Origin of the sequence: Solwaraspora sp. WMMD406 (assembly GCF_029626025.1) — a bacterium.
GTDB lineage: Bacteria > Actinomycetota > Actinomycetes > Mycobacteriales > Micromonosporaceae > Micromonospora_E.
Genome location: NZ_JARUBF010000001.1, coordinates 1353227 through 1376690, shown reverse-complemented (window position 1 = coordinate 1376690; position 23464 = coordinate 1353227). Strand labels below are relative to the sequence as shown.

Sequence of the window (23464 nt, the reverse complement as noted above, 5' to 3'; positions counted from 1 at the left end):
AGGGCAGGGACGTCGATCAGCCATCGAGGCGGATCGACGTCTATGACCCGCGCACCGGGACATCCGGCGTGCGAACAAATGTGCTAACGTGGCGTTGCCTTCCCGGTGACAAACCACGCCGGCCGGGCCTACCGCCGGGCTGGTGGAAGTGACGTCTGTGTGACTGCGTGAGACCGATTGGCGCCACTCCGTCCCCTGCCGTTGATTCGGGTCGGCTGTGGTCGGCGAAGCAGAAAGCTAGCCCGGCCCGATTGCCGGGTACCGCGCGGAAGGTGGGCCGACCGCCTGTGCGGTCGGCCCACCTTCCCGTCCGTCAGGACGCGGCGTTCGGTGCCAGGTCGAAGTTGACGACCTGCTCGGGCTCCAGGCCGGGCGGGATCGCCCCGGCGCCCTGCAGGATCGCGATGCTGCGCGCGATCCGCTGGCTGTCCAACGCGCCGACCGGTACGCCGGAGCTGGTCGACTTGACGAACGCGGCCATCAGGTCGAGCTCGGCGGCGGCGGCGGCCGGGTTGGCCTCGTCCACGTTCTTCGCCAGGATCTCGCCGGCCTCCTGCGGGTTGGCGATGCTGTACTCGAGGCCCTTCAGCAGCGCGGCGCTGAACCGCTTGACCATCTCGGGGTCCTCCTCGGCGATCCTCGTCGAGGTGATCAGGACGTTGCCGTACAGGTCCGTCATGATGTCGCTGTACGGCAGGACGACAGCGGTCTTGCCCTGGGCGACCGTCTCGACGGTGGGCTTGCCGACCACGAACTGGCCGATACCGTCCACCGATCCGGATGCCAGGGTGCCCATCAGGGTCTGCGGGGCGCCGTTGACCCACTCCACCTTGGTCTCGTCGATGCCGGCGAGCGACGCGTAGGTCGGGAACAGGTTACGGACGACCGAGCCCGGGGCGTCGGCGAGCTTCTTGCCCTCGAGGTCCTTCGGGGTGGTGATGCCGTTGCCTTCGAGCGCGATGATCGCCGCCATGGTCCGCTGCTGGATGCCGGCGACGACCACGAAGTCCTTGGCTTCACCGTTGCCGAACTGCAGCAGGCCACCGGTCAGGTCGATCGGCGTGAACTCCGCCTGGCCACCGACGATGGTCTTGATGTTGTCGCCGGTACCGGCGCCCGGCTTGATGTCGACGTCGAAGCCGGCTTCCTCGAAGAAGCCCTTGTCCTTGGCGACCCAGGCGTAGGAGTCCCGGCCGAAGTTACCGAAAGACGTGAGGTATGTCACCTTCTTCAATGCCTCGCCGCCGCTGGCGGCGGCCTGGTCACCATCGTCGGAACTACAGCCGGCAGTGACCGCGAGCGCTGCCGCTAGAGCCGAGACAGCGATCGTACGGGTGAGCCTTGTCATGAACGTTGTGTCCTTTCCAACCGGAGGTCGCTCGACAAACCCGCAGGTCGCCGTGCCAACCGGAGGGGGTAGTTGGTCCGGTGCGGCGTCTGGCCCGTGGGGGCCGGACCGAACGCCGCGATCGCGTCGGGAACTTCGCGGGCAACAGCGTACGAGGGAAACCGCACCAATGCGACAGGCGGGCACCGCGCGTATCGGAACGTAAACAAAAGTGTTTACCTGTTGGGTGATGCGTGCCGGGCACGATCCGGATACTCTGTGCCGGCTGTTGATCGACTCAGGATGGATACCAGGCACAGAAAGTAACCAGCCGCATGATCCAGCTCACCGGGGTCAGTAGGACCTTCACTGGACGCTCGGGCACCGTGGAAGCGTTGCGAGGCATCGATCTCACGGTCGCCGAGGGCGAGTTCGTCGCCGTCGTGGGCCGGTCAGGCTGCGGCAAGTCCACCCTGCTGCGGCTGGTGGCCGGACTGCTGCCGGCCACCGACGGCTCGGTCGTCGTCGGCGGTGAGCAGGTGGTCCGGGCGCGACGCGACATCGCGATGCTGTTTCAACGCCCGGCGCTGCTGCCCTGGCGTTCGGTGCTGGACAACGTCCTGCTGCCGGTCGAGATCTTCGGCTGGCGGCGAGGTCGGCACCGGGCCAAGGCCCTGGAGCTGCTGGAGATGGTCGGCCTCGGTGGCTTCGAGAAGCGGCTGCCACACGAGCTCTCCGGTGGCATGCAGCAGCGAGTCTCGCTGTGCCGGTCACTGATCGCCGAACCCCGGGTCATGCTGATGGACGAGCCGTTCTCCGCGCTCGACGCCCTCACCCGCGAGGAACTCTCCGTCGAACTCCAGCGGATCCACATGGAACGCTCGGCCACCATCGTCTTCGTGACCCACTCGATCGACGAGGCGATCCTGCTCGCCGACCGGGTGGTGGTACTCAGCCCACGACCGGGACGTATCCGCAAGATCGTGCCGATCGACATCCCGAGGCCGCGCAGCCTGGGCCGCAACGCCCACACCGAACAGGTCGCCCGCTGCAGCGCCGACCTGCACGAGGTGCTGATGGAACACGACGCAGGACTCGGTGCCCGGCACCGGGTCGCACCGGCACCGGCCGGGATCGGAGGGCACTGACGTGCGGGTCAGCGTATTCACCGAGCCGCATCGCGGCGCGAGCTACGACGACCAGCTCCGGCTGGCCCGGCTCGCCGAGGAGACCGGATTCGAGGGTTACCTGCGCGCCGACCACTACCAGTCGATGGGTGAGGACCTGGCTCTGCCCGGTCCCACCGACGCATGGCTGACGCTGGCGGCGCTGGCGCGTGAGACGTCGCGGATCCGGCTCGGCACGTTGGTCACCTCGGCGACGTTCCGGCTGCCCGGTCCACTGGCCGTCATGGTCGCGCAGGTCGACCAGATGAGCGACGGTCGGGTCGACCTCGGCATCGGCGCTGGCTGGTACCAGCGGGAACACACCTCGTACGGGCTGCCGTTCCCGCCGGTCGGTGAGCGTTTCGACCGGCTCGCCGAACAGCTCGAGGTGATCACCGGACTGTGGCGTACCCCGGTCGGTGAGCGGTTCACCCACTACGGCGACCACTACCAGTTGGTCGACGCCCCGGCGCTGCCCAAGCCGGTCCAGCAGCCCGGGCCGCCGATCATCATCGGTGGCCGGGGGCCGAAACGTACTCCGGAGCTGGCCGCCACCTACGCCGACGAGTTCAACATGCCGTTCACCTCGGTGGCCCAGACGGCAACGGCCTACGAGCGGGTGACCGAGGCCTGTCTGCGGTTCGGACGGACCGAACAGGACCGGGCTCCGCTCACGTTCTCCGCCGGCATCGTCATCGCGATCGGTCGCTCCGACGCCGAGGCGCGGCGCCGGGCCGCGCCGCTGCACGAGAAGAGCGCGCTGCCGCCCGAGGACCCGGTGGTCGGCTCGCCGGCGCAGTTGGTCGACCGGATCGGCGAATTCGCCGCGATCGGCGCCACCCGGGTCCATCTGCGGTTCATCGACCTGACGGATCTCGACCACCTGGAGCTGGTCGGCGCCGAGGTGCTACCGCAGCTCGGTTGACCGACCGCCGCCGTACCGGCGGTGGCCTGCGGTCGACCGACGGTGCTCTGCGGTCGACAGCCTCACCGGCTCGCCGTAACCTCCCGGCATGGCGATCCGGAGCGGGCTCAAGGCACTGTTCGTCGCGTTCGGTGCGGCGGCCTTCGTCGGGGCGGTCCAACTCGGCTTAGGGTTCGGACTCGACCTGGTACGGCTGAGCCGTACCTTCACCGGCCCTGCCGCCGGGCATTGGCCGGCGCAGCTCACCTGGGTGGCCTGGTTCGCGATCATCGCGGCGGTCACGGGCGCCGCGGCGGCCCACCGCTACGCGGATCGGCGGCAGCGGTCCCGTCCTCGGCCCACGGTGCCGCGATCGATCGCGTTCGCCCTGATGGCGGCGGCGGGAGCGGCGGCCGTCGTCGTGCCGTTGACGGTTCTGCCGGCCCGTACGGCTGTCGTCGGCTCCGGTGACGGCACTGCGCTCGTCGGGTTGGCGGCCGGCATCGGGGCCGGCATCGGCGCGGTCGCGGCGATGATCGCGCTCGTCCATCCGGTGATCCGGTGGAGCATCGTCACGTTCACGGGTGTGCTCTGGTTGCTGGCGTTGCTGTCGGTGGCGCCAGCTGTCGGCATGTACCAACCGACGGCCGACGTCAGGTTGGGCGTACTCGCACCAGCGGGGCTGGACCCGGACGGCGCCGGTCGACAGGCGATGGTCCTGTTGCCGGTGCTGGCTCTGCTGATCGCGGTGGCGGTCAGCGCGCTCGCCCGGTGGCTGGCGCAGCCGGTCTTCGCCGGGGCGGTCGCGGGCATGGCCGGTCCGGCGGTCCTCGCCGCCGCCTATCTGGTCGCTGGCGGGCAGGGCGCGCGCTACCAGTCCGACCCGTACTGGGCAGCGTTGCTCGCCGTGGCGGTCGGTGCCGTCGGCTCGATCGCCACCACCGCCTTCCGTTGGCCACTCTGGACGATGAAGAACTCTTCTGACCAGGCGACCCCGGTCCAGGCGCCCACACAGCTGACCGCAGATGTCCCGGCCCGCACACCCTCGAACACGGCGCCCGGCGGATCGGAACGGCCGCCGGTCCACGACGAGACCGGCACCGAGAACGTCGAGACCGTCGACGCGACGGCCGATGCCGCCGCCACGACTGCCACGACTGCCACGACTGCCGCCACCGTCGATTCCGCCATCACCGCCATCACCGCCGCCACCCCCGCGACCGTGAGCCGACCGGCCGCGCCCGCCCCGGAGCAGGCTCATCCGGGCAGCCTGCCGCCGCCGAAACCGGTGTCGATCGCACCTCGGGTCACTCCGGTTCCGGTCGACACCAGCGGCCCGAGCGGCACGCCGGTCACCCCGCCTCGGCCGGCCCCGGAACCAGCCGAGACCGGCCGCCGGTCGACACCAGCACCAGCACCAGCCGGCGGTACGCCACAGTCAACCGGCGACCCGTCACCAACGACCGCCGGCAAGGTCCAGCGCCCGCGCCCCTGGCGAACCCGGCTGCGCAAGCCAACCGAACCGGCACCGCTGACCGAGGACGACGCCGAACATGTCGAGTGGGTCAGCGAGCTGGCCCGGCCGAGGCGCCGGACGGATCAGGCCAACGGCAAGTAGACCTTGCCCCCGGAGGCGACGAATTCGTCTGATTTACCACGCATGCCCTGCTCCGCGTAGTCTTTCAAATCCTGCGTTATCTTCATCGAGCAGAACTTTGGTCCGCACATCGAGCAGAAGTGCGCGGTCTTCGCCGGCTCCGCCGGCAACGTGGCGTCGTGGTAGGACCGGGCCGTCTCCGGGTCCAGCGACAGGTTGAACTGGTCCTCCCAGCGGAACTCGAACCGGGCCTTGGACAGCGCGTCGTCCCAGGCCTGCGCCCCCGGGTGGCCCTTGGCCAGGTCGGCCGCGTGCGCGGCGATCTTGTACGCGATCACGCCGGCCTTCACGTCGTCGCGGTCCGGCAGACCCAGGTGCTCCTTCGGCGTGACGTAGCAGAGCATCGCGGTGCCGAACATGCCGATCATCGCCGCCCCGATCGCCGACGTGATGTGGTCGTACGCCGGCGCGATATCGGTGGTCAGCGGGCCCAGCGTGTAGAACGGCGCCTGGTGGCACAGCTCCTGCTGCAGGTCCACGTTCTCCTTGATCTTGTGCATCGGCACGTGACCGGGGCCTTCGATCATCACCTGCACGTCGTGCTCCCAGGCGACGCTGGTCAGCTCGCCCAACGTCCGCAACTCGGCGAACTGGGCGGCGTCGTTGGCGTCGGCGATCGACCCGGGCCGCAGCCCGTCCCCGAGGGAGAAGGTCACGTCGTAGCGGGCCAGGATCTGGCACAGCTCGGCGAAGTTGGTGTAGAGGAAGTTCTCCTCGTGGTGCGCCAGGCACCAGGCGGCCATGATCGAGCCGCCCCGGGAGACGATCCCGGTCACCCGGTCCACCGCCAACGGCACGTACGGCAGCAGCACCCCGGCGTGCACCGTCATGTAGTCGACGCCCTGCTCGGCCTGCTCGATCACGGTGTCCCGGAACACGTCCCAGCTCAGCTTGACCGGATCACCGCCGACCTTCTCCAACGCCTGGTAGATCGGGACCGTGCCGATCGGCACCGCCGAGTTACGAACGATCGCCTCGCGGGTCTCGTGGATCCGCTTGCCGGTGGACAGGTCCATCACGGTGTCGGCACCCCACCGGGTCGCCCAGGTCATCTTCTCCACCTCCTCGGCGATCGACGACGAGACCGCCGAGGTGCCGATGTTGGCGTTGACCTTCACCAGGAACCGGCTACCGATGATCATCGGCTCCGACTCGGGATGGTTGACGTTCGCCGGCAGCACCGCACGTCCGGCGGCGATCTCGTCCCGTACCACCTCGACCGGAAGGTTCTCGCGCACCGCGACGAACTCCATCTCCGGGGTGACGGTCCCGGCACGGGCGTACGCCAGTTGCGTGGGCCGGCGTCCATCGGCACCGGCCAGCGGGGTGCCGGCACCGCGTGCCGGGGCGACGTCGCCGCGTTCGGCGATCCACCGGCCGCGCAGCGGAGCCAGCCCGACGTCCGGGTCCGAACCCGGACCGGACGTGTCGTAGAGCCGAACCGGCGGGTTGTCGCCGGCCAGGGTGACCTCGGCGAACGGCACCTGGATGTCCGGTCGCGATCCTTCGACGTACACCTTGCGCCGAGCCTGCATCGGCTGGCCTCCTTCGAGTAGTTGCCGGGCTTGAGGTAGCTGTCGATTCAGGTAGGTGCCGGCTCAGGTAGGTGCCGGCTCAGGTGGCGGACGATGACGCGGACCAGCCGAAGTGGTCGATCGGGCCGTGTCCGGCGCCCAGCCGCCAGTGCCGGGCTCCGGCCAGCGCCCGCGCCACGTACCTCTTGGCGAAGACCAACGCGGCCGGTACGTCGTCGCCGAGCGCCAGCCGGGCGGCGACCGCCGCCGCGAAGCTGCACCCGGTGCCGTGCGTGTTACGGGTGTCCAGCCGAGCGCCGGACAGTTGCCAACCGCCGCCGGCCGACGCCACCACGTCGACCGCAGCCCCGTCGACCGCAGCCCCGTCGACCACAGCCCCGTCAGTCGACGTGCCTTCCGGATCGCCGCCGGTGACCACCACGAACCGTGGTCCGCCGGCGACGAGCTCGGCCGCCGCCCGCGCCATCTCCTCGGCGGTACGGACCGGCCAGCCGACCAGCGCCGACGCCTCCGCCCGGTTGGGCGTGGCCACCAGCGCGTACGGCAGCAGCCGCTCGACCACGCCGACCGCCCCGAGCCGGTGTCCGCTGGTGGAGACCAGCACCGGGTCGACGACCAGATTCGGCAGTTCACCGGCGCGGGCCAGCGCGGCGACCGCCCCGGCGATCCGGGCCGTACCGAGCATGCCGGTCTTGACCGCACGGACCGTCAGGTCGGTGCGGACCGCGTCGATCTGCGCCACCACCTGGGCCGCCGGCAGCTGATGGACGCTGGTGACACCGGTGGTGTTCTGTGCGGTCACCGCGGTGATCGCACTGGTGCCGTGGACGCCGAGCGCGGCGAAAACCTTCAGGTCGGCCTGGATGCCGGCGCCGCCGCCGGAGTCGGATCCGGCGATCGTCAACGCGACCACCGGGGTGCCTGTCTCCCCGGTCATCGGGCGGCCACCTCGGCCGACGACACCGCCACCTGCACCGACGAGGACGCCGTGACCAGGTCGTGGGCCACCGCCGCCGGGTCGGCGGACCGCATCACCGCGCCCATCACCGCGACCCCGGCGGCCCCGGCCGCCCGGCAGGCCGCGACCTGCTCGGCGGTACTCACCCCGGCGAGGGCGAACACCGGTCGACCGGCGGCGCGCACCAGTCGGGCCAGCCCGGCGGCACCCAACGCCGGCCCGTACCCGGGCTTGGACGGGGTCTCGAACACCGGCGACACCGTCACATAGTCCTCAGTGCTCAGTCGACCGAGTTCGGCCTCGTCGTGGCAGGACCTGCCGACCAGGCCGAGCGGCGGCGGCGGGTACGGCCCGGCGGCGCTCAGGTGCACCGCGTCGCCGCCGAGCGGGTCCGGACCGGCGACGATCAGGGTGCCGCCGACCGGGTCGAGCAGCGCCCGCAGCCGATCGGCCAACGCGACACGCTCGGCCCGGGGCAGGTCACGTTCCCGCAGTACGACCTGCCGGACACCGCCGGACACCACGGCATCGATCACTTCGGGCAACGGTCGGGCCGCCTGCCGGCGGTCGGTGAGCAGCAGCAGACCGTTCACAGTTCGGGCCGCCCTTCGTCCGGGGTGGACGCCAGGCCGTGGAACCGCTTCGCGATCCGGCCGGCGCGGGCCGCCAGCCGGCCCGCCTCGATCGCGTACCGCATGGCGGTGGCCATCGCGACCGGGTCGGCGGCCCGGGTGACCGCGCTGGCCAGCAGCACCGCGTCGCAGCCCAGTTCCATCGCCAGCGCCGCGTCGGAGGCGGTACCGACCCCGGCGTCCAGGATCACCGGCACATCGACCGACTGCCGGATCAGCCGGATGTGATGCGGGTTGAGGATGCCCAGACCGGAGCCGATCGGCGCGCCGGCCGGCATCACCGCCGCGCAGCCGGCGTCGGCGAGTCGGCGGGCCAGCACCGGGTCGTCGGTGGTGTACGGCAGTACGGTGAACCCGTCGTCGACCAGCTGCTCGGCGGCGCGCATCAGCTCGACGCCGTCCGGCAGCAGGGTCCGTTCGTCGCCGATGACCTCCAGCTTGACCCAGTCGGTGGCGAACGCCTCGCGGGCCAGGTGGGCCACCTTCACCGCCTCGGTCGCGGTGTAGCAGCCGGCGGTGTTGGGCAGCAGCCGTACGCCGCAGCGTTCCAGCAGATCGAGCAGGCCACCGTGCATGGTGGCGGCGCTGTCGACCCGGCGCAACGCGACGGTCACCAGACCGGTGCCGCTGGCGGTGATCGCCTGCTCCAGGACGCGCAGGTTGGCGGCACCGCCGGTGCCGAGGATCAGCCGGGACTCGAAGCTGTGCCCGGCGACGGTGAACGACATCCGGCTCACCCGCCCTGCGCCGCGATCAGCACTTCGACCCGGTCGCCGTCGCACAGCTGCTCGGCCGGCCAGCCGCCGCGCGGCACCACTTCACCGTTGACGGCCACGGCGATCCCCCGGTCGGCATCGGTGACGGCTCTGACGACGTCGGCGAGCGTGGTGCCGGTCGGCGCGGTCGTCGGTGCCCCGTTGACCATCAGCTCCATGGGTCCTCCTCCCCTGCTGTCGGCGTCATCGCCGTGGTGAACCGACCAGGCTCGAACAGCGCCAACGCCGGGTCCGGCGCGCCACCGGCGGCCAGTCCGGCGATCAGGTCGGCGGTCACCGGGGTGAGCACGATGCCGTGCCGGTGATGCCCGGTCGCGACCAGCACCCGCCTCCCGCCGGCGCCGCCGGATGTGCCGACGATTCTCGGCTGGTACCAGCCGAGCAGCGGCGCGTTGTCCGGCGTACCCGGCCGGGCCGCCGCCCGCGCTTCGACCAGCTCGTACTCGGCGATCTCTGGTAGCAGGTCGGCGGCGGCGCGCAGCAGCTCCAGCACCGCGCCGGCGGTGACGGTGGTGTCGCCTCGTTCCTCGACGGTGGCGCCGACCACCACTTCGCCGTCGGCGCGGGACACCAGGTAGACGTGCCGGCTGTCGGCGTACCCCCGGATCACGTGCTTGAACCCGACGCTGCCGGCGGGGGCCCGCAGCCGCAGGATCTGGCCTTTGACCGGCCGAACCGGCAGCCCGGTCAGCGCCGCCGAGCCGTAGCCGGCGGCCACCACGACCACTTCGGCGTCCAGTGTGGAAAGCTCGGTGACCGGTTTCGGGACGACGGTCACCCCGGCCCGGTTCAGCGCGGTGTCCAGCGCCGCGACCAGCCGACGCGGGTCGACCTGATGGTCGTCGGGCATCAGCGCACCGCCGCGCACCCTCGGCGCCAGCGCCGGTTCGCGATCGCGCAGCGCCGTGGCGCGCAGCAGCGTGATCGGCAGTTCCAGACTCCGCTGGTACGCCCAGAGCCGCTCCGCCTCCCGCCGGTCGTCGTCGGTGAGCGTGACGACCAGCGTGCCGTCGGTGCGGTAGCCGATATCCTGGCCGGTGACGGCGGTCAGCTCGGCTGCGAACGCCGGCCAGCGGGCCGCCGAGTCGACCAGCAGCCGGGTCAGCTCGGCCTCGCCGAAGTGCGACTCGGCTACCGGGGCGAGCATGCCGGCGGCCACCGAGGACGCCCCGGATCCGGGTGCCGGGTCGAACAGCACGGTACGCAGGCCACGCTGCGCGCACCGCCAGGCGATGCCCATCCCGATCGGCCCGCCGCCGACCACCGCGACATCCGCGCTCGCGGCCGACCCGGTCATCGTGTCGCGCCCATCGGGGTGTCCGGCCGCTGTCGTACCGCCGCCAGCAGGTCGGCGGTGGCCCGGCCCGGATCGGCGGCGGCGGCGATCGCGCCCACGACCGCGACCCCGTACGCCCCGGCGGCCAGCAGCTGCGGCACCCGGTCCACTGTGACCCCGGCGATCGCGATCACCGGCACGTCTACCGCGCCGGTGACGGCCGCCAGCCCGGCCAGCCCGATCGGGTCGGGCAGCCCGGTCTTGGTGCCGGTGGCGTAGCAGGGCCCGACCCCCAGGTACGTCGCCCCGGCGGCGACCGCCGCCCGCCCGGCTACCGGGTTGCGGGCGGTGGCACCGAGGATCGCGGCCGGCCCGAGCACCCGGCGGGCGGCGTCGACCGGCAGGTCCAACGCGCCGACGTGCGCGCCGGCCGCACCGGTGGCGAGCGCGACGTGCAGCCGGTCGTTGACCAGGCAGGTCACCTGGTACGCGGTGCATTCGGCGACCGCACGGACGGTCAACTCGTACGCGTCCCGGTCGGACATGTCGTCCTCGACGCGTACCTGCACGACCAGGTCGGCGGTGGCGTCGGCGTTTTCGGCGGCGGCCAGCGCGGCCCGCAGTACGCCGAGCGGGTCGCACCCGGGTCGGGTGTCGGTGAGCAGATGCAGTCGCCCAAGGGACGGCACGGCAAGACTCCTCCCTGCGCCGGCATTACCCGGATCAGGTTCGACGGTCGGAGGCCGCGTCAGCCTCCCTCTCAGCCCGGTGCACCGGGCTCCCGTGGGTTACTTGCTTGTTACCGTACGACGGACGCGCCGATCCGCCAAGAGCTGATCCGTGGCAACCTTCGATCCGCCGTCCCGCCCGCTGCTTGCCGTGAGCAGGCTCACCGCCAGCCAGACAGGCCGCGCTGAGGTGATGCCAGCTTTCTCATCGGCGCGGGTGGTTACTGGTAGTCATGCTATCGTCGATAACGCAGGAGGCCCTCCGGGGTTCCCGCAACCGCCTTGGGGCCCGCTTACGCGGGCCCTTTGTGCGTCTGGCGCGCCGGGTTCCAACACCATGCGTGGTACACCCGTGGTTGCACCCAGGACCACATGCGCTCGTTGACCGCGGCTGCCCTCCGGTCCGACTCGGTCACCGTCATGAGTCGCCGATGCAGGAACGTCACCAGGTCGACGGCCTGGACAAGTCGGGAGCTGTGTGACGGCGCGAAGTGCAGGGTGTCGACGATCCGGGTGATCTGCCGAGAGCGGTAGCCGCCGGTGCCATCGGTTCGGTACCGAGTCAGGTCCGCGCGGTGGCGGGCCGGGTTGTCGACCTTGTCTGCGATCACGAGCGCCAACTGTTGTTCCTTCGCGGCATATGCGTCGACTCGCTCCAGCAGATGAGACAGGACGATGTCGTGCGCAGGCTTCGGCGATGTGTACCGCTTTGCCAGACCGGTCCGGTCGACGCCACGCAGGGTGATCGTAACGTCGTGGGCGGCGACCGCAGAGCGCCTATCCAGTACCAGCCGTCCGTGAAGGATTCGTCCACGTAGGTCAGAAGCACCAGCAGAGCATAGTCGGGCTTCCGTGCCTCGCATCGATCTTCAGTCTGGTCAGCCTTCGACGGGCGGAGGCGCGCTGCCGCCCGGCGGTAGGGATACCGCGTTCTGGAGTGATCCCCCACGGGGATCATGATCCCCGTGGGGGATCAGCAGGATCCGCAGTATGGGTCTCCCCGTACCGGCGACCGACGTGCTCACGACGGAGTGAACGACGCCCGTCAGCTGGTGAGGGCACCGGCCTTGGTCGCCGCGATGAAGGCCGACCAGCTCGCCGGGGCGACCGCCAGCACCGGACCAGCCGGATCCTTGGAGTCCCGCACCCCGACGACCCCACCCAGCCCGTCAGCCACCTCGACACACTGGCCCTGGTTGTTGGACCGGCTGCTCTTCCGCCAGATAGATCCAGAGAACTCGGTCATTACTCGTACTCCTTCGCCGCCCGCCAGAAGAGGTCACGGCTGGCCTGTTCACTCAGCGACCGGCCAGCGATGTCGGTGAAGGTCCAAGCGTACCGCTCAGCCTCGTCCGGCCGATCGAGGAACAGCGCGCCCGTCAGCTCCTCGACATAGACGGTCGTTGGCTCGTTCGGTTCTGGGAAATCCAGGATGGTGAACGGCCCGTGTGCCATCAGACCAGCATGCAACCCGGCACTGAACGGCAGCACCCGGATCGAGACGTTCGGTAGCTCACCAGCCTCGGCGAGACGGCGAAGTTGAGCAGCCATCGTCCGCCCGCCGCCGATCGGCCGACGCAGGATCGACTCGTCGAGCACTATGCCGAACCCGGGTAGGTACGGCTCGATCCGAGTCAGTAGCCGCGCGCGACGCATCCGCACCTCGACCTTGCGTTCGATCTCCTCGGCAGGCACTTCTACCTGGTTCATGCTGAACACAGCGGTTGCGTACTCACGGGTTTGCAGCACCCCCGAAACGAGGTCGGTGTGGTACTCGCGGAGGTGGGAAGCGGCTTCTTCTAGGCCGATGAACAGCTCGAACCAGGACGGGATGCTGGCGTAGTCGTGCCACCAGCCCTTCTCGCGGGTCTTCGGAGCCAGGGCGGCCAGCGCCTCGGTCATCTTCAGGTCCGCGCCGTACAGCTCGCAGAGCAACACCACGTCCTCGGTACGGACCGGCACCTCGCCGCGCTCCATCCGCCACAACTTGCTGTTGGACCAGGTCAACACCCGCGCCGCCTCGATCTGCGCCATCCGGCCCCGCTCCTCCCGCAGCCGACGCAACTCTCGACCGAGCTGCCGCCGAGGCACCGAAGAGTTCAACAAAGCTGCGGACACGTTGCCACCTCCGGACATGTCGCTCACCGACCGCTGATTGATCGACAGGTGACCTCCACTGTCGAACGACACATCTCTACCACAATTCCCAGACACCATTGTCGAGCCGACAATTGATCATGGCGTGAGCGTGCGGCAGAAAACCCGACGAAGTGCCGCTAATCGCCGCTGCTTCACGCCGTACGAAAAGGGGTGTCCGATCATGGTCGAGAGTCCGTCCGAACGGAGAAGATCAATCACCTCGACAGTCGGGGTCATGCTGGAGTCGTGTTTCCCTCACCTCGGTTTCCCGATCCGACCTCGCCGCCGGCCGTGCATACGGCCAGCCCGGACCCGGTGGGGTCGGTCCAAGCGCTGGCCGGATCTGCGTCGTGCGTTCCGCCGGCCACGTGCTGGACTGGGCGATGCTCGCCTCGGTCGAGTTCGCCGTGACCGAGTTGAAGGTGCCACTGGTGGTCGTGCTCGGTCACGAGGACTGCCGCGCGATCGCGGCCACGATCGAGGCGGTACGCGGCAAACGCCGACCGACGGGCCTGCGCGGTGTCCTCGTCGACCAGATCGCCCCCGCCGTCACCGACGCGGAAGCACTCGACGCCGGACGAGCCAGCACCGGACCGGCCAGCACCGGACCGGCCAGCGCCGACCTGGACCGGGTCACCAGGGCGCACGTGCGCCGGACCGTCGACCGGCTCAAGCAGACCGGCGGTGTCGCGGAACTGTTCGCCGCGCATCGCGTCGACGTCGTCGGCGCGGTGTACCGACTGGACAGCGGCCACGTCGAGCTGCCATAGCCGGCTGCCATAGCCGGCACGGCCTATCCGACCCGGATCAGCTCAGCGAGCCGCCGGGCCCGGTGGGCTCGGGCAGGATCGCCCGCAACTCGGCGAGGTCGTCGGCGTCCGGCCGCCAACCGCCGGCGGCGGCGTTCACCCGTACCTGCTCAGGCTTGGTCGCCCCGGCGATCACCGACGCCACCGCCGGCTGGGCGGCCAGCCCGCCGATCGCGACCGTGAGCAGCGGCAGATCCCGCTTCGCGGCGTACGCGTCGAGAGCTTCGATGACGTCCCACGGTGCTCCGGCGAGCCGGGCCGCGTACCGGCTGCCCTCGCCAGCCAGGCGACTGCCCGGCGGCGGGGTCTCGGACCGGCGGTACTTGCCGGTCAGCAACCCGTCGGCGAGCGGAAAGTACGGCAGCAGCCCGAGGCCGAAGCGTTGGCAGGCCGGTACCACTTCCCGCTCCACCCGCCGGTCCAGCAGGTTGTACTCGTTCTGCGCGCTGACGAACGGCGACAACCCAGCGGTACGCGCGGTCCAGGTGGCGTCGGCGATCTGCCAGCCGGCGAAGTTGGAGCAGCCGACGTAGCGGACCTTGCCGGCGTGGACCAGGTCGTCGAGGGCCCGCAGGGTCTCCTCGATCGGGGTGCCCGGATCCGGCTCGTGGAACTGGTAAAGGTCGATGTGGTCGGTGCCGAGGCGGCGCAGCGACGCCTCGACGGCCCGCACGATGTAGCGCCGGGAACCGCGCACCCCGTGGTCGACCCCGTTCATCCCGGACATGTCCATGCCGAACTTGGTGGCCAGCACCACCTCGTCGCGGCGGCCCCGCAACGCCGCGCCCAGGTGCTCCTCGGAACCGCCGTGCGGGGTGCCGTAGATGTCGGCGGTGTCGAACAGGGTGATCCCGGCGTCGATCGCCGCGTCCACCACCGCCTGGGTGCCGGCCGCGTCCAGCTTGCGGCCGAAGTTGTTGCACCCGACGCCGACCACGGAGACCACCAGGCCGGAGCCGCCCAGCCGGCGGTAGATCATCTCTGCCACACCGGCCAGCCTACGACGCGGGCCGCGCGACGTGCCGGGGCTCAGCCGACGTCCCAGACCGGTTCCGGTGTCTCCACCACCTCGCCGTCGCCGCGAAACAGCACGAACCGGTCGAACGACCGGGTGAACCACCGGTCGTGAGTGACCGCGATCACCGTACCCTCGAAGGCTTTGAGCCCTTCCTCCAGCGCCTCCGCCGACGCCAGGTCCAGGTTGTCGGTCGGCTCGTCCAGCAGCAGCAACGTCGCCCCGGACAGCTCCAGCAACAGCACCAGGAACCGAGCCTGCTGCCCACCGGACAGCGTGCCGAACCGCTGGTCGCCCTGCCCGGCCAGGTCGTAGCGGGACAGCACGCCCATCGCCGCGTGCCGGTCCATTCCGGCCCGGTGGTCGTCGCCGCGCCACAGCACGTCGGCGAGGGTCTGGTCGAGCAGTTCCGGCCGGTCGTGGGTCTGCGAGAAGTGACCCGGCCGGACCCGGGCGCCGAGCCGCGCCACCCCGTCGTGTGCCACCGGCGCGAGGGCCGCGCCCCCGGTCACCGGCCCGTTCGCCGGGTCCGGGTCGGTCCCGCCGCCGGCCAGCAGCCGCAGGAAGTGCGACTTGCCGGTGCCGTTCGCGCCGAGCACCGCGACCCGGTCGCCGTACCAGATCTCCAGATCGAACGGGTACGTCAGCCCGTCGAGTTCCAGCTGTTCGCAGATCACCGCCCGCTTCCCGGTCCGGCCACCGGACAGCCGCATCCGCAGCGACTGGTCCTTCGGCGGCAGCGGCGGCGGCCCGGCCTCCTCGAACTTTCGCAGTCGGGTCTGCGCGGCCTGATAGCGCGAGGCCAACCCGTCGTTGTACGCGGCCTTCTGCTTGTACATCAGCATCAGTTCGCGCAGCTTCTCGTGTTCCTCGTCCCAGCGCCGCCGCTGCTCCTCCAGACGGGCGTGCCGGGCGATCCGGGCATCGTGCCAGCTGGCGAAGCCGCTCGGATGGGTCCAGGCCGATCCACCTTCGACGGCGACCACCCGGTCGGCGGTCTGGGCCAGCAGTTCCCGGTCGTGCGACACGTAGAGCACCGACTTGTGCGACTCGCGCAGCCGCTGCTCCAGCCACCGCTTGCCCGGTACGTCGAGGAAGTTGTCCGGCTCGTCGAGCAGCAGCACCTCGTCGGTGCCGCGCAGCAGCAACTCCAGCGCGAACCGCTTCTGTTGTCCACCGGACAGTGTCCGTACCGGACGGTCGCGGGTCTGCTCCCACGGCAGGTCGAGCACGATCGTCGACACCGTGTCGAAGACGACTTCGGCCTCGTAGCCGCCGGCCTCGCCCCAGGCGGCGAGGGCGTTTGCGTACCCGATCTGGGTTTTCTCGACGGCGGCGGAGTTGGCGGCCGACGCGGCATCTCCGGAGGTCCGTCCGGCGGACCCGCCGGGTGCGGAGACGACGGCCTCGGCGGCGTGCACGGCCCGTTCGGCGGCGGCGAGCCGTTCCCCCGCCGCCCGCAGCGGCGGCGCGGCCAGCGACAACGCCAGGTCGCCGAGGGTACGGTCGTCGCCGATCATGCCGATGAACTGTCGCATGACGCCGAGGCCGCCGGAGCGGGCGACCGATCCGGTGACCACCGGCAGGTCCCCGGCGACCATCCGCAACAGCGTCGTCTTGCCTGCGCCGTTCGGCCCCACCAACGCGATCTTGGCCCCTTCGCCGACTCGGAACGACACATCGGCGAAGAGCTCACGGCCGTCGGGCAGCACGTACCCGACTCCGGCGACGTCCACGTATCCCACCCTGGCATCGTGCCGGATCCCCGCCGCCGAAAGCATCCGAGATTCGCCGCGCCGGAGATCTCCGAGATTCGACCGAGCCGCCGAGCCGCCAGGCCATCAGGTGGCGTCAGTGCGTGACCCGCAGCACTCGGTAGCCCTTCTGGCTGGCGTACCGCTGCACCTGCCAGCCCTGGTCGACCAGCCAGCGTTGGACCGAGTCGCCACCGAGGTAGCGGGCGATGACCAGCCAGCCGACGCCGTCCGGTGCGAGCCGGGGCAGCCAGCGGGCGAGCAGAGCGTGCAACTCCGCCTTGCCGATCCGGATCGGCGGGTTGGACCAGATCTGGGTGAACGTCACGGAGTCCGGTACGTCGTCCGGGGCGGCCACCCGAACCCGGTCGGCGAATCCGAGCCGGGCGGCGTTGACCGACGCGAGTTCTCGGGCCCGGGCGTTCACGTCCACCGCGTACACGGTGGCCGTCGGCGCGTGGTCGGCCAGCACGCAGGCGATCGGGCCGTACCCGCAGCCGAGATCGAGAAAGGGACCAGGGTCGGCGGGGGTCGGCAGCGCGGCCTTGCGCAGCAGTACGGCGGTGCCGGGATCGAGCCGGCCGGCGGAGAACACGCCAGCGCCGGCGGTCACCTCGTAGTCGCGTCCGGCCACCGTGAACTCGACGTCGGCGCGGATGTCGGCAGCACCGGGCTGCGGGCTGAAGTAGTGGTCGCCGGTCACCGGGGCATTGTCGCTCAGCGGGTCCGGCGGGGGCTCAGCGGTCACCGCGTGGCTGCGGCGTGGCTGCGGCGCGGTCCCGGGGTACGGTCCCGAGCGCTTTCCCCGCCCATTCCGAAATGTCCGCTCTTCGCTTGGCGTCACTCCTGGGTACGGGCTTTCGGGCCACCAGGTCCGTTACCCTGTGCGACATGACGTACGGGTACGAATCCGACGCTGGTGGCTGGCCACCACGTCGGTCCGGATCCTCGGATCCCGACCCGTCGCCACCCGAGCCGTCACGGCCCGACCCGTCCTGGCACGAGCCGCTCTTCCATCAGCAGCACGCCGATCCGTACGGCGACCTGTACGACGACCCGCGCCGCCCGTACGAGCGCGGTCGACATGCCGGCGATGCCGGCACCGCACGACCGAGGCCGGCCCGACGGCCACGGCCCTATCGCGTCCAGCCCCAACGGTCCCAGCAGCACCAACGGTCCCAGCAGCCGCTGCGACGCCAGCCTCAGGGGTCCCGACAGCCACTGCGACACCAACCCGGACGGCCGCAGCCGGTCGCGATGGTGCCCGCCGCCTGGTCGTCGACCAAGCTGTGGCAGGTGGTGATCAGCGGACTGTCGGTCCTGGTGATGCTCAGCGTCTGCGGGCTGTCGTCGTTCTTCATCGTGGCCGACGAGCGAAACGGCCGCGTCGCCGCCGGCCTGGCATCCGCTGACGCTCCGGCGGCGGCGGTCCCCCGCGACATCAGTTCGCGCGCCGTCGACCCGGAACCGTTGACCGTGGAAGAGGTCTTCCCCGCCGGCGACATCACGATCGACCCGCAGGAACCCCCGTACCGGCTGTTGAAGACCCAGGCGGAGCAGCGCTGCCGGGCCGCCGTCGCTGGCGAGATCGGCGAGCTCCTCGACGACCTCGGCTGCAGCCAGGTCGTCCGGGGCACCCTGCGCTCCCCGACCGGCGAATACCTGATCACCACAGGCGTGTTCAATCTGGCGGAGGCGGCGGGCGCGGAGTGGGCCCATGCCCGGATCAAGCCACTCGTCGACGAGGAACGCGGACGCTTCCAAGGCATGATCGCCAACGAGGGTACCGAAGCGATCGCACTGGCGGCGGCTCAGGTCGGCTGGCACTCGCAGGGCCACTTCCTGACCTATTGCGTGATCGCACGCAGCGACAGCGAGCCGGTCGCGGACGACGACCCGTACGCCCGGCAGATCCTGTTCGACATGCTGCAACTGCACCTGCAGACGCAGGTGCTGGACAAACGGTCCCGCCAGCCGCTCGATTCCGACGGGGCCTGACCGCGCCGATAGAAAGGTCCGCCGTCAGACGCTCTGGCTCGGCAGCCGGAGCCGACGGGTGAGTACGGCTCGGGCGGCGTACTGGGCGGCGTCGGCCGGGTAACCCACCTCGACGAGGGTCAGGCCGTGCGGTGGCGCCACCGTGATCTCACTGGCGCGCTCCCGCCGGGTCAGCAGGCTGCCCGGCCAGCTCACCGGGCGTCGCCCGTCGCCGACGAAGAGCATCGCACCGACCAGGCTGCGCACCATCGCCTGACAGAACGCGTCCGCCGCGACGGTGGCGACCAGGACGCCGTCGGCGTCGCGCCGCCAGTCAAACCTCGTGATCGCGCGGATGGTGGTGGCATGTTCCTTGCGCCGGCAGTAGGCGGCGAAGTCGTGCTCCCCGAGCAGGCTGGTGGCCGCCGCGTTGAGCGCGGTCAGGTCCAGCGGCCGTGGCCAGGCCAGGGTGTCGTGGCGGCGCAGCGGATCCGCGCCGTACGCGGCGTCGGTGACCCGGTAGGCGTACCGCCGGTAGGTGGCGGAGAAGCGGGCGTCGAAGTCGGGCGGCACCTGCGTCACCGTCCGGACGCGTACGTCGCGGGGCAGCGTACCGGCCAGCCGGCGCAGCAGCCGGTCGGCCCGCTCGGACCAGACCTCGGCGGGTACGTCGATGTGGCAGACCTGCCCGAGCGCGTGCACCCCGGCGTCGGTACGGCCGGCCACGGTCAGCCCGGTGGCGACGCCCGGCCCGAACGCGCGCTCCAGCGCCTCGGTCACCACCCCGGCGACCGTACGCCGCTGCGGTTGGACCGCCCAGCCGGAAAACTCGGTTCCGTCGTACGAGACGTCGAGCCGCAGCCGGACATGTCCTTCCTGCACCTGGTCCTCCCTGCTTGTCCGGGCGATGGTCGGGCGACGGTCGGGCGATGGTCGAAGACAACGGCGGGCGACGGTCGGGCGACGGTCGAAGACAACGGGACCCGGCACCGCATCGCAGCGCCGGGTCCCGCCGGTGTGGTCGTCGCCGACCAGGCCGTGCCGTCCGCAGTTCAGGCCTTGGTGTCGCCTTCGCCCGCCGGGGCGGCCTGGCTGGCGGCCGTGTCGGTGTCGCCGGACGCCGACACCGGCGGCTCGGCGTCCTGGTCGGCTGCGGTATCGGCGTCGGTCCGCGCGGCCGGGGCCTCGTCGGCACCGGCGAGCGCTTCCACCTTGTCCTGCTGGGCGGCGGACTTGCGGTCGGCCTTGGCCGGCGCCGGAGTGGTCACCACCAGCTCCTCGACCAGCTCGATGATCGCCATCGGGGCGTTGTCGCCCTTACGCGGACCGGCCTTGACGATCCGGGTGTAGCCACCCGGACGGTTGGCGAACCGGGGCGCGATCTGGTCGAACAGTTCGAAGACCACGTCCTTGTCCCGCACGACGGTGAGCACCCGACGGCGCGAGTGCAGGTCGCCCCGCTTGGCCTTGGTGATCAGCTGCTCCGCGAGGGGACGCAGCCGCTTCGCCTTGGTCTCGGTGGTCTTGATCTTGCCGTGCCGGAACAGCGAAGTGGCCAGGTTGGCCAGCATCATCCGCTCGTGCGCGGGGCTGCCGCCGAGGCGGGGGCCCTTGGTGGGCGTGGGCATGGTTGGTGCTCCTCAGTGGTGGCGGCAGCCGGTGTTACAGCTGCTCGGTCTCGCGGTAGTCGTCGGTGTCGTAGTCGGCTTCGCTGAAGGAGTCCACGACGTGTGCCGGGTCGAAGTTGGGTGCCGAGTCCTTCAGCCCCAGGCCCATCCCGGCGAGCTTCATCTTGACCTCGTCGATCGACTTCTGACCGAAATTCCTTATATCGAGGAGGTCCGCTTCGGTCCGCCCGATCAGCTCGCCGACGCTGTTGATGCCCTCGCGCTTGAGGCAGTTGTACGACCGTACGGTCAGGTCCAGCTCCTCGATCGGCAACGCCAGATCGGCGGCGAGCTGGGCGTCCTGCGGCGACGGCCCGATGTCGATGCCCTCGGCGGTCTCGTCCAGCTCGCGGGCCAGGCCGAACAGTTCGACCAGGGTGGAGCCGGCCGAGGCCAACGCGGTACGCGGTCCGATCGACGCCTTGGTCTCGACGTCGATGATCAGCCGGTCGAAGTCGGTCCGCTGCTCGACCCGGGTCGCTTCGACGCGGTACGTCACCTTGAGCACCGGCGAGTAGATCGAGTCGACCGGGATCCGGCCGATCTCGGCACCGGCCTGCTTGTTCTGCGCGGCGGTGACGTAGCCCCGGCCCCGCTCGACGGTCAGCTCCATGTCGAGGCGGCCCTTGCCGTTGAGCGTGGCCAGCTTGAGGTCCGCGTTGTGCACCGAGACCCCGGCCGGCGGCTGGATGTCACCAGCGGTGACGTCGCCCGGCCCCTGCTTGCGCAGGTACATACTGACCGGCTCGTCGTGCTCGGAGCTGACGCACAGCTCCTTGACGTTCATCACCAGCTCGACCACGTCCTCCTTGACCCCGGGGATCGTGGTGAACTCGTGCAGCACGCCGTCGATCTTGATGCTGGTGACCGCCGCGCCCGGGATCGAGCTGAGCAGGGTACGCCGCAGCGAGTTGCCGAGCGTGTAGCCGAAACCCGGCTCCAACGGCTCGATGGTGAACAGGGACCTCGTGTCGCTGATCGACTCCTCGGACAGAGTCGGCCGCTGGCTGATGAGCACGTACTTCTCCTTGGGTCGGGGCGCCCGCTATATGACGCCCGTCGGTACTACGCCCGTCGCGGAGGCCGCAGCCGGCACCGGCAGCGTGGTGTCGGTCGGCGGCGGCGACCCCCGTCGACGGGATGGCTCACTTGGAGTAGAGCTCGACGATCAGCTGCTCCTGGACCTGCGTGTCGATGACCTGGCGGGCCGGGAGCGTGTGCACGAGGATCTTCATCTGGCTGGGGATCGCCTCCAGCCAGGCCGGCACCGTCCGCGAACCGGCCTCGCCCTGGGCAACCAGGAACGGGGTCAGCTCCTTGGACTTGGTCCGCACCTCGATGATGTCGTGCTCCTTGACGCGGAACGACGGGATGTCGACCTTCTTGCCGTTGACCGTGAAGTGGCCGTGCTTGACCAGCTGACGGGCCATGTCCCGGGACTTGGCGTAGCCAGCCCGGTAGACCACGTTGTCCAGTCGCGACTCCAGGATCTGCAGCAGCACCTCGCCGGTCTTGGCCTGCTTGGCCACGGCTTCCTCGTAGTAGCCGCGGAACTGCTTCTCCAGCACGCCGTACACCCGGCGGGCCTTCTGCTTCTCGCGGAGCTGGAGGAGGTACTCGGTCTCCTTGGTCCGGCCACGGCCGTGCTGGCCGGGCGGGAACGGACGGGATTCGAACGGGCACTTCGGCCCATCGCACTTGCTGCCCTTGAGGAACAGCTTCATCTTCTCCCGCCGGCAACGGCGGCAGTCAGCACCGGTGTAACGAGCCATCTCTCTCTAACCTCTCAGACCCGGCGACGCTTCGGCGGACGGCACCCGTTGTGCGGCTGCGGCGTGACATCGGAGATCTGCCCGACCTCCAGGCCGACTGCCTGCAGCGAACGGATGGCGGTCTCCCGGCCAGAGCCGGGGCCCTTGACGAACACGTCGACCTTGCGCATGCCGTGCTCCATCGCCCGCCGGGCGGCCGCCTCGGCGGCCAGCTGCGCGGCGAACGGAGTCGACTTGCGGGAGCCCTTGAAACCGACCTGGCCGGCGGAGGCCCAGGAGATCACCGCACCGGTCGGGTCGGTGATCGAGACGATGGTGTTGTTGAAGGTGCTCTTGATGTGCGCCTGCCCGTGGGCGACGTTCTTGCGTTCCTTGCGCCGGACCTTCTTGACGGCGGCTCCGGCGCGAGCCTTCGGTGGCATAAGTTCTCTGCGCTCCTATTGAACAATCCAGGTTTCCGGTCGAGCCCGGTAACGGCCCGTTCTGCCACGGCGATCCGGTAGATGGTCGTCGACCACGGACCGGACACCGCGTCAGGATTACTTCTTGCCCGGCTTCTTCTTGCCGGCGACGGTCCGCTTCGGGCCCTTACGGGTCCGGGCATTGGTCCGGGTGCGCTGGCCACGGACGGGAAGTCCGCGACGGTGCCGGATCCCTTCGTAGCAGCCGATCTCGACCTTGCGGCGGATGTCCGCCTGAACCTCACGACGCAGGTCACCCTCGACCTTGAAGCTGGTTTCGATGTGATCGCGGAGCTGGACCAGCTCCTCGTCGGTGAGGTCGCGGACCCGCTTGTTCGGGTCGATGCCAGTCGCGGCGAGCGTGGCGATCGAGCGGGTCCTACCGATCCCGAAGATGTAGGTGAGCGCGATCTCCATCCGCTTCTCGCGGGGCAGATCGACGCCGACTAGACGTGCCATGTGCGGGCGTACTCCTCAAATGGTGTCTCACGGAGGTCTGAGCCCGTCCCATCCCGGCTGCCCATGCCGGCCACCTCGACGGGCGGGTACGGCGTGCCGGGCCCCGGCCTCCGACCGGGGGTCGACCACAGGGCGGGCGGAGTGCGTGACACCGCTGCGCTCGTGGCCGGGAAGAGCATGTGCAGTTGTGTGCGATCGGCCGCCAGTGCCGCCCCGTCGCCGGCCCGGCCATGCCGGACGGCCCCGGGGGTCAGCCCTGACGCTGCTTGTGCCGGGGGTCGGTGCAGATCACCATCACCCGGCCGTGCCGGCGGATCACCCGGCACTTGTTGCAGATCCTCTTGACGCTCGGCTTGACCTTCACGGTGTGCCTTACTTCCATTGACGCCCTGACCGCACGGCGGCGGACCGGGCTTGAGGACGGACACGGGACGCCCCGGCCGCCGCCAGGC

26 protein-coding genes and 1 riboswitch are annotated in these 23464 nt (G+C 70.4%); of the genes, 5 read left to right on the top strand and 21 right to left on the bottom strand.

What is annotated here, in order from left to right:
* Window positions 1-313: 313 nt before the first annotated feature.
* The gene (locus tag O7632_RS06255) at window positions 314-1348 is read right to left on the bottom strand and encodes an ABC transporter substrate-binding protein (RefSeq protein ID WP_278112156.1); all 1035 of its coding nucleotides are present in this window, start codon (window positions 1346-1348) and stop codon (window positions 314-316) included.
* A 314-nt stretch (window positions 1349-1662) separates the two neighbouring features.
* Here O7632_RS06255 and O7632_RS06250 point away from each other — a divergent pair, with 314 nt between their 5' ends.
* The 3 genes from O7632_RS06250 to O7632_RS06240 all read left to right on the top strand — a co-directional run bounded on the left by O7632_RS06250 (window position 1663) and on the right by O7632_RS06240 (window position 5015).
* Entirely contained in the window at window positions 1663-2475 is an 813-nt protein-coding gene (locus tag O7632_RS06250; protein WP_278112155.1) for an ABC transporter ATP-binding protein, read from the top strand.
* Window position 2476: 1 nt separating this feature from the next.
* Entirely contained in the window at window positions 2477-3418 is a 942-nt protein-coding gene (locus O7632_RS06245) for an LLM class F420-dependent oxidoreductase (protein ID WP_278112153.1), read from the top strand.
* Between the two features lie 88 nt (window positions 3419-3506).
* Complete coding sequence (locus O7632_RS06240; RefSeq protein ID WP_278112151.1) at window positions 3507-5015, top strand: hypothetical protein; 1509 nt, start codon at window positions 3507-3509, stop codon at window positions 5013-5015.
* Here the strand turns inward: O7632_RS06240 and thiC are convergent.
* From thiC to O7632_RS06190, 10 genes are all read right to left on the bottom strand, one after another.
* A complete protein-coding gene (gene thiC / locus O7632_RS06235; protein WP_278112149.1) occupies window positions 4997-6589 on the bottom strand; it encodes a phosphomethylpyrimidine synthase ThiC in 1593 nt (530 codons plus the stop codon). The genes O7632_RS06240 and thiC overlap by 19 nt on opposite strands.
* Before the next feature lie 79 nt (window positions 6590-6668).
* The gene (thiD, locus tag O7632_RS06230; protein ID WP_278112148.1) at window positions 6669-7526 is read right to left on the bottom strand and encodes a bifunctional hydroxymethylpyrimidine kinase/phosphomethylpyrimidine kinase; all 858 of its coding nucleotides are present in this window, start codon (window positions 7524-7526) and stop codon (window positions 6669-6671) included.
* Window positions 7523-8140, bottom strand: a complete 618-nt coding sequence (locus O7632_RS06225; protein ID WP_278112146.1) for a thiamine phosphate synthase — start codon at window positions 8138-8140, stop codon at window positions 7523-7525. The genes thiD and O7632_RS06225 overlap by 4 nt, the downstream gene beginning before the upstream one ends.
* A complete protein-coding gene (locus O7632_RS06220; RefSeq protein WP_278112144.1) occupies window positions 8137-8916 on the bottom strand; it encodes a thiazole synthase in 780 nt (259 codons plus the stop codon). The genes O7632_RS06225 and O7632_RS06220 overlap by 4 nt, the downstream gene beginning before the upstream one ends.
* Window positions 8913-9113: a sulfur carrier protein ThiS gene (thiS, locus tag O7632_RS06215; RefSeq protein WP_278112143.1), complete on the bottom strand. Its 201-nt coding sequence runs from the start codon at window positions 9111-9113 to the stop codon at window positions 8913-8915. Before thiS ends, O7632_RS06220 begins: the two co-directional genes overlap by 4 nt.
* Window positions 9104-10252, bottom strand: a complete 1149-nt coding sequence (gene thiO, locus O7632_RS06210; protein WP_278112141.1) for a glycine oxidase ThiO — start codon at window positions 10250-10252, stop codon at window positions 9104-9106. Before thiO ends, thiS begins: the two co-directional genes overlap by 10 nt.
* Window positions 10249-10920, bottom strand: a complete 672-nt coding sequence (locus O7632_RS06205) for a thiamine phosphate synthase (protein WP_278112139.1) — start codon at window positions 10918-10920, stop codon at window positions 10249-10251. The genes thiO and O7632_RS06205 overlap by 4 nt, the downstream gene beginning before the upstream one ends.
* Window positions 10915-11026, bottom strand: a riboswitch (TPP riboswitch). Its footprint overlaps the gene before it by 6 nt.
* A gap of 226 nt (window positions 11027-11252) precedes the next feature.
* Window positions 11253-11822 carry a DUF3800 domain-containing protein gene (locus tag O7632_RS06200; RefSeq protein ID WP_278112137.1) on the bottom strand — a complete coding sequence of 190 codons (570 nt, stop codon included), beginning with the start codon at window positions 11820-11822 and terminating at the stop codon, window positions 11253-11255.
* 182 nt (window positions 11823-12004) lie between these two features.
* Window positions 12005-12205: a DUF397 domain-containing protein gene (locus O7632_RS06195; RefSeq protein WP_278112135.1), complete on the bottom strand. Its 201-nt coding sequence runs from the start codon at window positions 12203-12205 to the stop codon at window positions 12005-12007.
* The gene (locus tag O7632_RS06190) at window positions 12205-13077 is read right to left on the bottom strand and encodes a helix-turn-helix transcriptional regulator (protein ID WP_278112134.1); all 873 of its coding nucleotides are present in this window, start codon (window positions 13075-13077) and stop codon (window positions 12205-12207) included. Before O7632_RS06190 ends, O7632_RS06195 begins: the two co-directional genes overlap by 1 nt.
* 152 nt (window positions 13078-13229) lie before the next feature.
* On the opposite strand from O7632_RS06190, the gene O7632_RS06185 reads away from it, so the two are divergent.
* Window positions 13230-13868 carry a carbonic anhydrase gene (locus O7632_RS06185; protein ID WP_278112132.1) on the top strand — a complete coding sequence of 213 codons (639 nt, stop codon included), beginning with the start codon at window positions 13230-13232 and terminating at the stop codon, window positions 13866-13868.
* A 37-nt stretch (window positions 13869-13905) separates the two neighbouring features.
* Here O7632_RS06185 and O7632_RS06180 read toward each other — a convergent pair whose 3' ends face one another.
* The 3 genes from O7632_RS06180 to O7632_RS06170 all read right to left on the bottom strand — a co-directional run bounded on the left by O7632_RS06180 (window position 13906) and on the right by O7632_RS06170 (window position 17379).
* Complete coding sequence (locus O7632_RS06180) at window positions 13906-14886, bottom strand: aldo/keto reductase (protein WP_278119873.1); 981 nt, start codon at window positions 14884-14886, stop codon at window positions 13906-13908.
* Window positions 14887-14936: 50 nt separating this feature from the next.
* Window positions 14937-16667, bottom strand: a complete 1731-nt coding sequence (locus tag O7632_RS06175; protein WP_278112130.1) for an ATP-binding cassette domain-containing protein — start codon at window positions 16665-16667, stop codon at window positions 14937-14939.
* Window positions 16668-16773: 106 nt separating this feature from the next.
* Window positions 16774-17379 (bottom strand): methyltransferase, encoded by a 606-nt coding sequence (locus O7632_RS06170; protein WP_278112129.1) that lies wholly within the window; start codon window positions 17377-17379, stop codon window positions 16774-16776.
* A gap of 554 nt (window positions 17380-17933) precedes the next feature.
* Here O7632_RS06170 and O7632_RS06165 point away from each other — a divergent pair.
* Window positions 17934-18674, top strand: coding sequence for a hypothetical protein (locus O7632_RS06165; RefSeq protein WP_278112127.1), 741 nt, complete (start codon window positions 17934-17936; stop codon window positions 18672-18674).
* A gap of 24 nt (window positions 18675-18698) precedes the next feature.
* Here the strand turns inward: O7632_RS06165 and truA are convergent, their stop codons facing one another.
* From truA to rpmJ, 7 genes are all read right to left on the bottom strand, one after another.
* Window positions 18699-19535, bottom strand: coding sequence for a tRNA pseudouridine(38-40) synthase TruA (truA, locus tag O7632_RS06160; protein WP_278112125.1), 837 nt, complete (start codon window positions 19533-19535; stop codon window positions 18699-18701).
* A gap of 170 nt (window positions 19536-19705) precedes the next feature.
* Complete coding sequence (gene rplQ / locus O7632_RS06155) at window positions 19706-20281, bottom strand: 50S ribosomal protein L17 (protein WP_278112124.1); 576 nt, start codon at window positions 20279-20281, stop codon at window positions 19706-19708.
* A 34-nt stretch (window positions 20282-20315) separates the two neighbouring features.
* Window positions 20316-21338: a DNA-directed RNA polymerase subunit alpha gene (locus O7632_RS06150; RefSeq protein ID WP_278112122.1), complete on the bottom strand. Its 1023-nt coding sequence runs from the start codon at window positions 21336-21338 to the stop codon at window positions 20316-20318.
* 127 nt (window positions 21339-21465) lie between these two features.
* Window positions 21466-22092 carry a 30S ribosomal protein S4 gene (gene rpsD, locus O7632_RS06145; protein ID WP_278112120.1) on the bottom strand — a complete coding sequence of 209 codons (627 nt, stop codon included), beginning with the start codon at window positions 22090-22092 and terminating at the stop codon, window positions 21466-21468.
* Between the two features lie 14 nt (window positions 22093-22106).
* Entirely contained in the window at window positions 22107-22514 is a 408-nt protein-coding gene (gene rpsK / locus O7632_RS06140; RefSeq protein ID WP_007073011.1) for a 30S ribosomal protein S11, read from the bottom strand.
* Between the two features lie 117 nt (window positions 22515-22631).
* Window positions 22632-23012: a 30S ribosomal protein S13 gene (rpsM, locus tag O7632_RS06135; RefSeq protein ID WP_278112118.1), complete on the bottom strand. Its 381-nt coding sequence runs from the start codon at window positions 23010-23012 to the stop codon at window positions 22632-22634.
* Between the two features lie 250 nt (window positions 23013-23262).
* Window positions 23263-23376 (bottom strand): 50S ribosomal protein L36, encoded by a 114-nt coding sequence (gene rpmJ / locus O7632_RS06130; RefSeq protein WP_012184307.1) that lies wholly within the window; start codon window positions 23374-23376, stop codon window positions 23263-23265.
* Window positions 23377-23464 lie beyond the last annotated feature (88 nt).

What these genes read in the sequence shown, in the direction of transcription:
- O7632_RS06255 (WP_278112156.1), bottom strand. Translation starts at nt 1,348, where the DNA reads ATGACAAGGCTCACCCGTACGATCGCTGTCTCGGCTCTAGCGGCAGCG.
- O7632_RS06250 (WP_278112155.1), top strand. Translation starts at nt 1,663, where the DNA reads ATGATCCAGCTCACCGGGGTCAGTAGGACCTTCACTGGACGCTCGGGC.
- O7632_RS06240 (WP_278112151.1), top strand. Translation starts at nt 3,507, where the DNA reads ATGGCGATCCGGAGCGGGCTCAAGGCACTGTTCGTCGCGTTCGGTGCG.
- thiC (WP_278112149.1), bottom strand. Translation starts at nt 6,589, where the DNA reads ATGCAGGCTCGGCGCAAGGTGTACGTCGAAGGATCGCGACCGGACATC.
- thiD (WP_278112148.1), bottom strand. Translation starts at nt 7,526, where the DNA reads ATGACCGGGGAGACAGGCACCCCGGTGGTCGCGTTGACGATCGCCGGA.
- thiS (WP_278112143.1), bottom strand. Translation starts at nt 9,113, where the DNA reads ATGGAGCTGATGGTCAACGGGGCACCGACGACCGCGCCGACCGGCACC.
- thiO (WP_278112141.1), bottom strand. Translation starts at nt 10,252, where the DNA reads ATGACCGGGTCGGCCGCGAGCGCGGATGTCGCGGTGGTCGGCGGCGGG.
- O7632_RS06200 (WP_278112137.1), bottom strand. Translation starts at nt 11,822, where the DNA reads ATGCGAGGCACGGAAGCCCGACTATGCTCTGCTGGTGCTTCTGACCTA.
- O7632_RS06195 (WP_278112135.1), bottom strand. Translation starts at nt 12,205, where the DNA reads ATGACCGAGTTCTCTGGATCTATCTGGCGGAAGAGCAGCCGGTCCAAC.
- O7632_RS06180 (WP_278119873.1), bottom strand. Translation starts at nt 14,886, where the DNA reads ATGATCTACCGCCGGCTGGGCGGCTCCGGCCTGGTGGTCTCCGTGGTC.
- O7632_RS06165 (WP_278112127.1), top strand. Translation starts at nt 17,934, where the DNA reads ATGGTGCCCGCCGCCTGGTCGTCGACCAAGCTGTGGCAGGTGGTGATC.
- rplQ (WP_278112124.1), bottom strand. Translation starts at nt 20,281, where the DNA reads ATGCCCACGCCCACCAAGGGCCCCCGCCTCGGCGGCAGCCCCGCGCAC.
- rpsD (WP_278112120.1), bottom strand. Translation starts at nt 22,092, where the DNA reads ATGGCTCGTTACACCGGTGCTGACTGCCGCCGTTGCCGGCGGGAGAAG.
- rpsK (WP_007073011.1), bottom strand. Translation starts at nt 22,514, where the DNA reads ATGCCACCGAAGGCTCGCGCCGGAGCCGCCGTCAAGAAGGTCCGGCGC.
- rpsM (WP_278112118.1), bottom strand. Translation starts at nt 23,012, where the DNA reads ATGGCACGTCTAGTCGGCGTCGATCTGCCCCGCGAGAAGCGGATGGAG.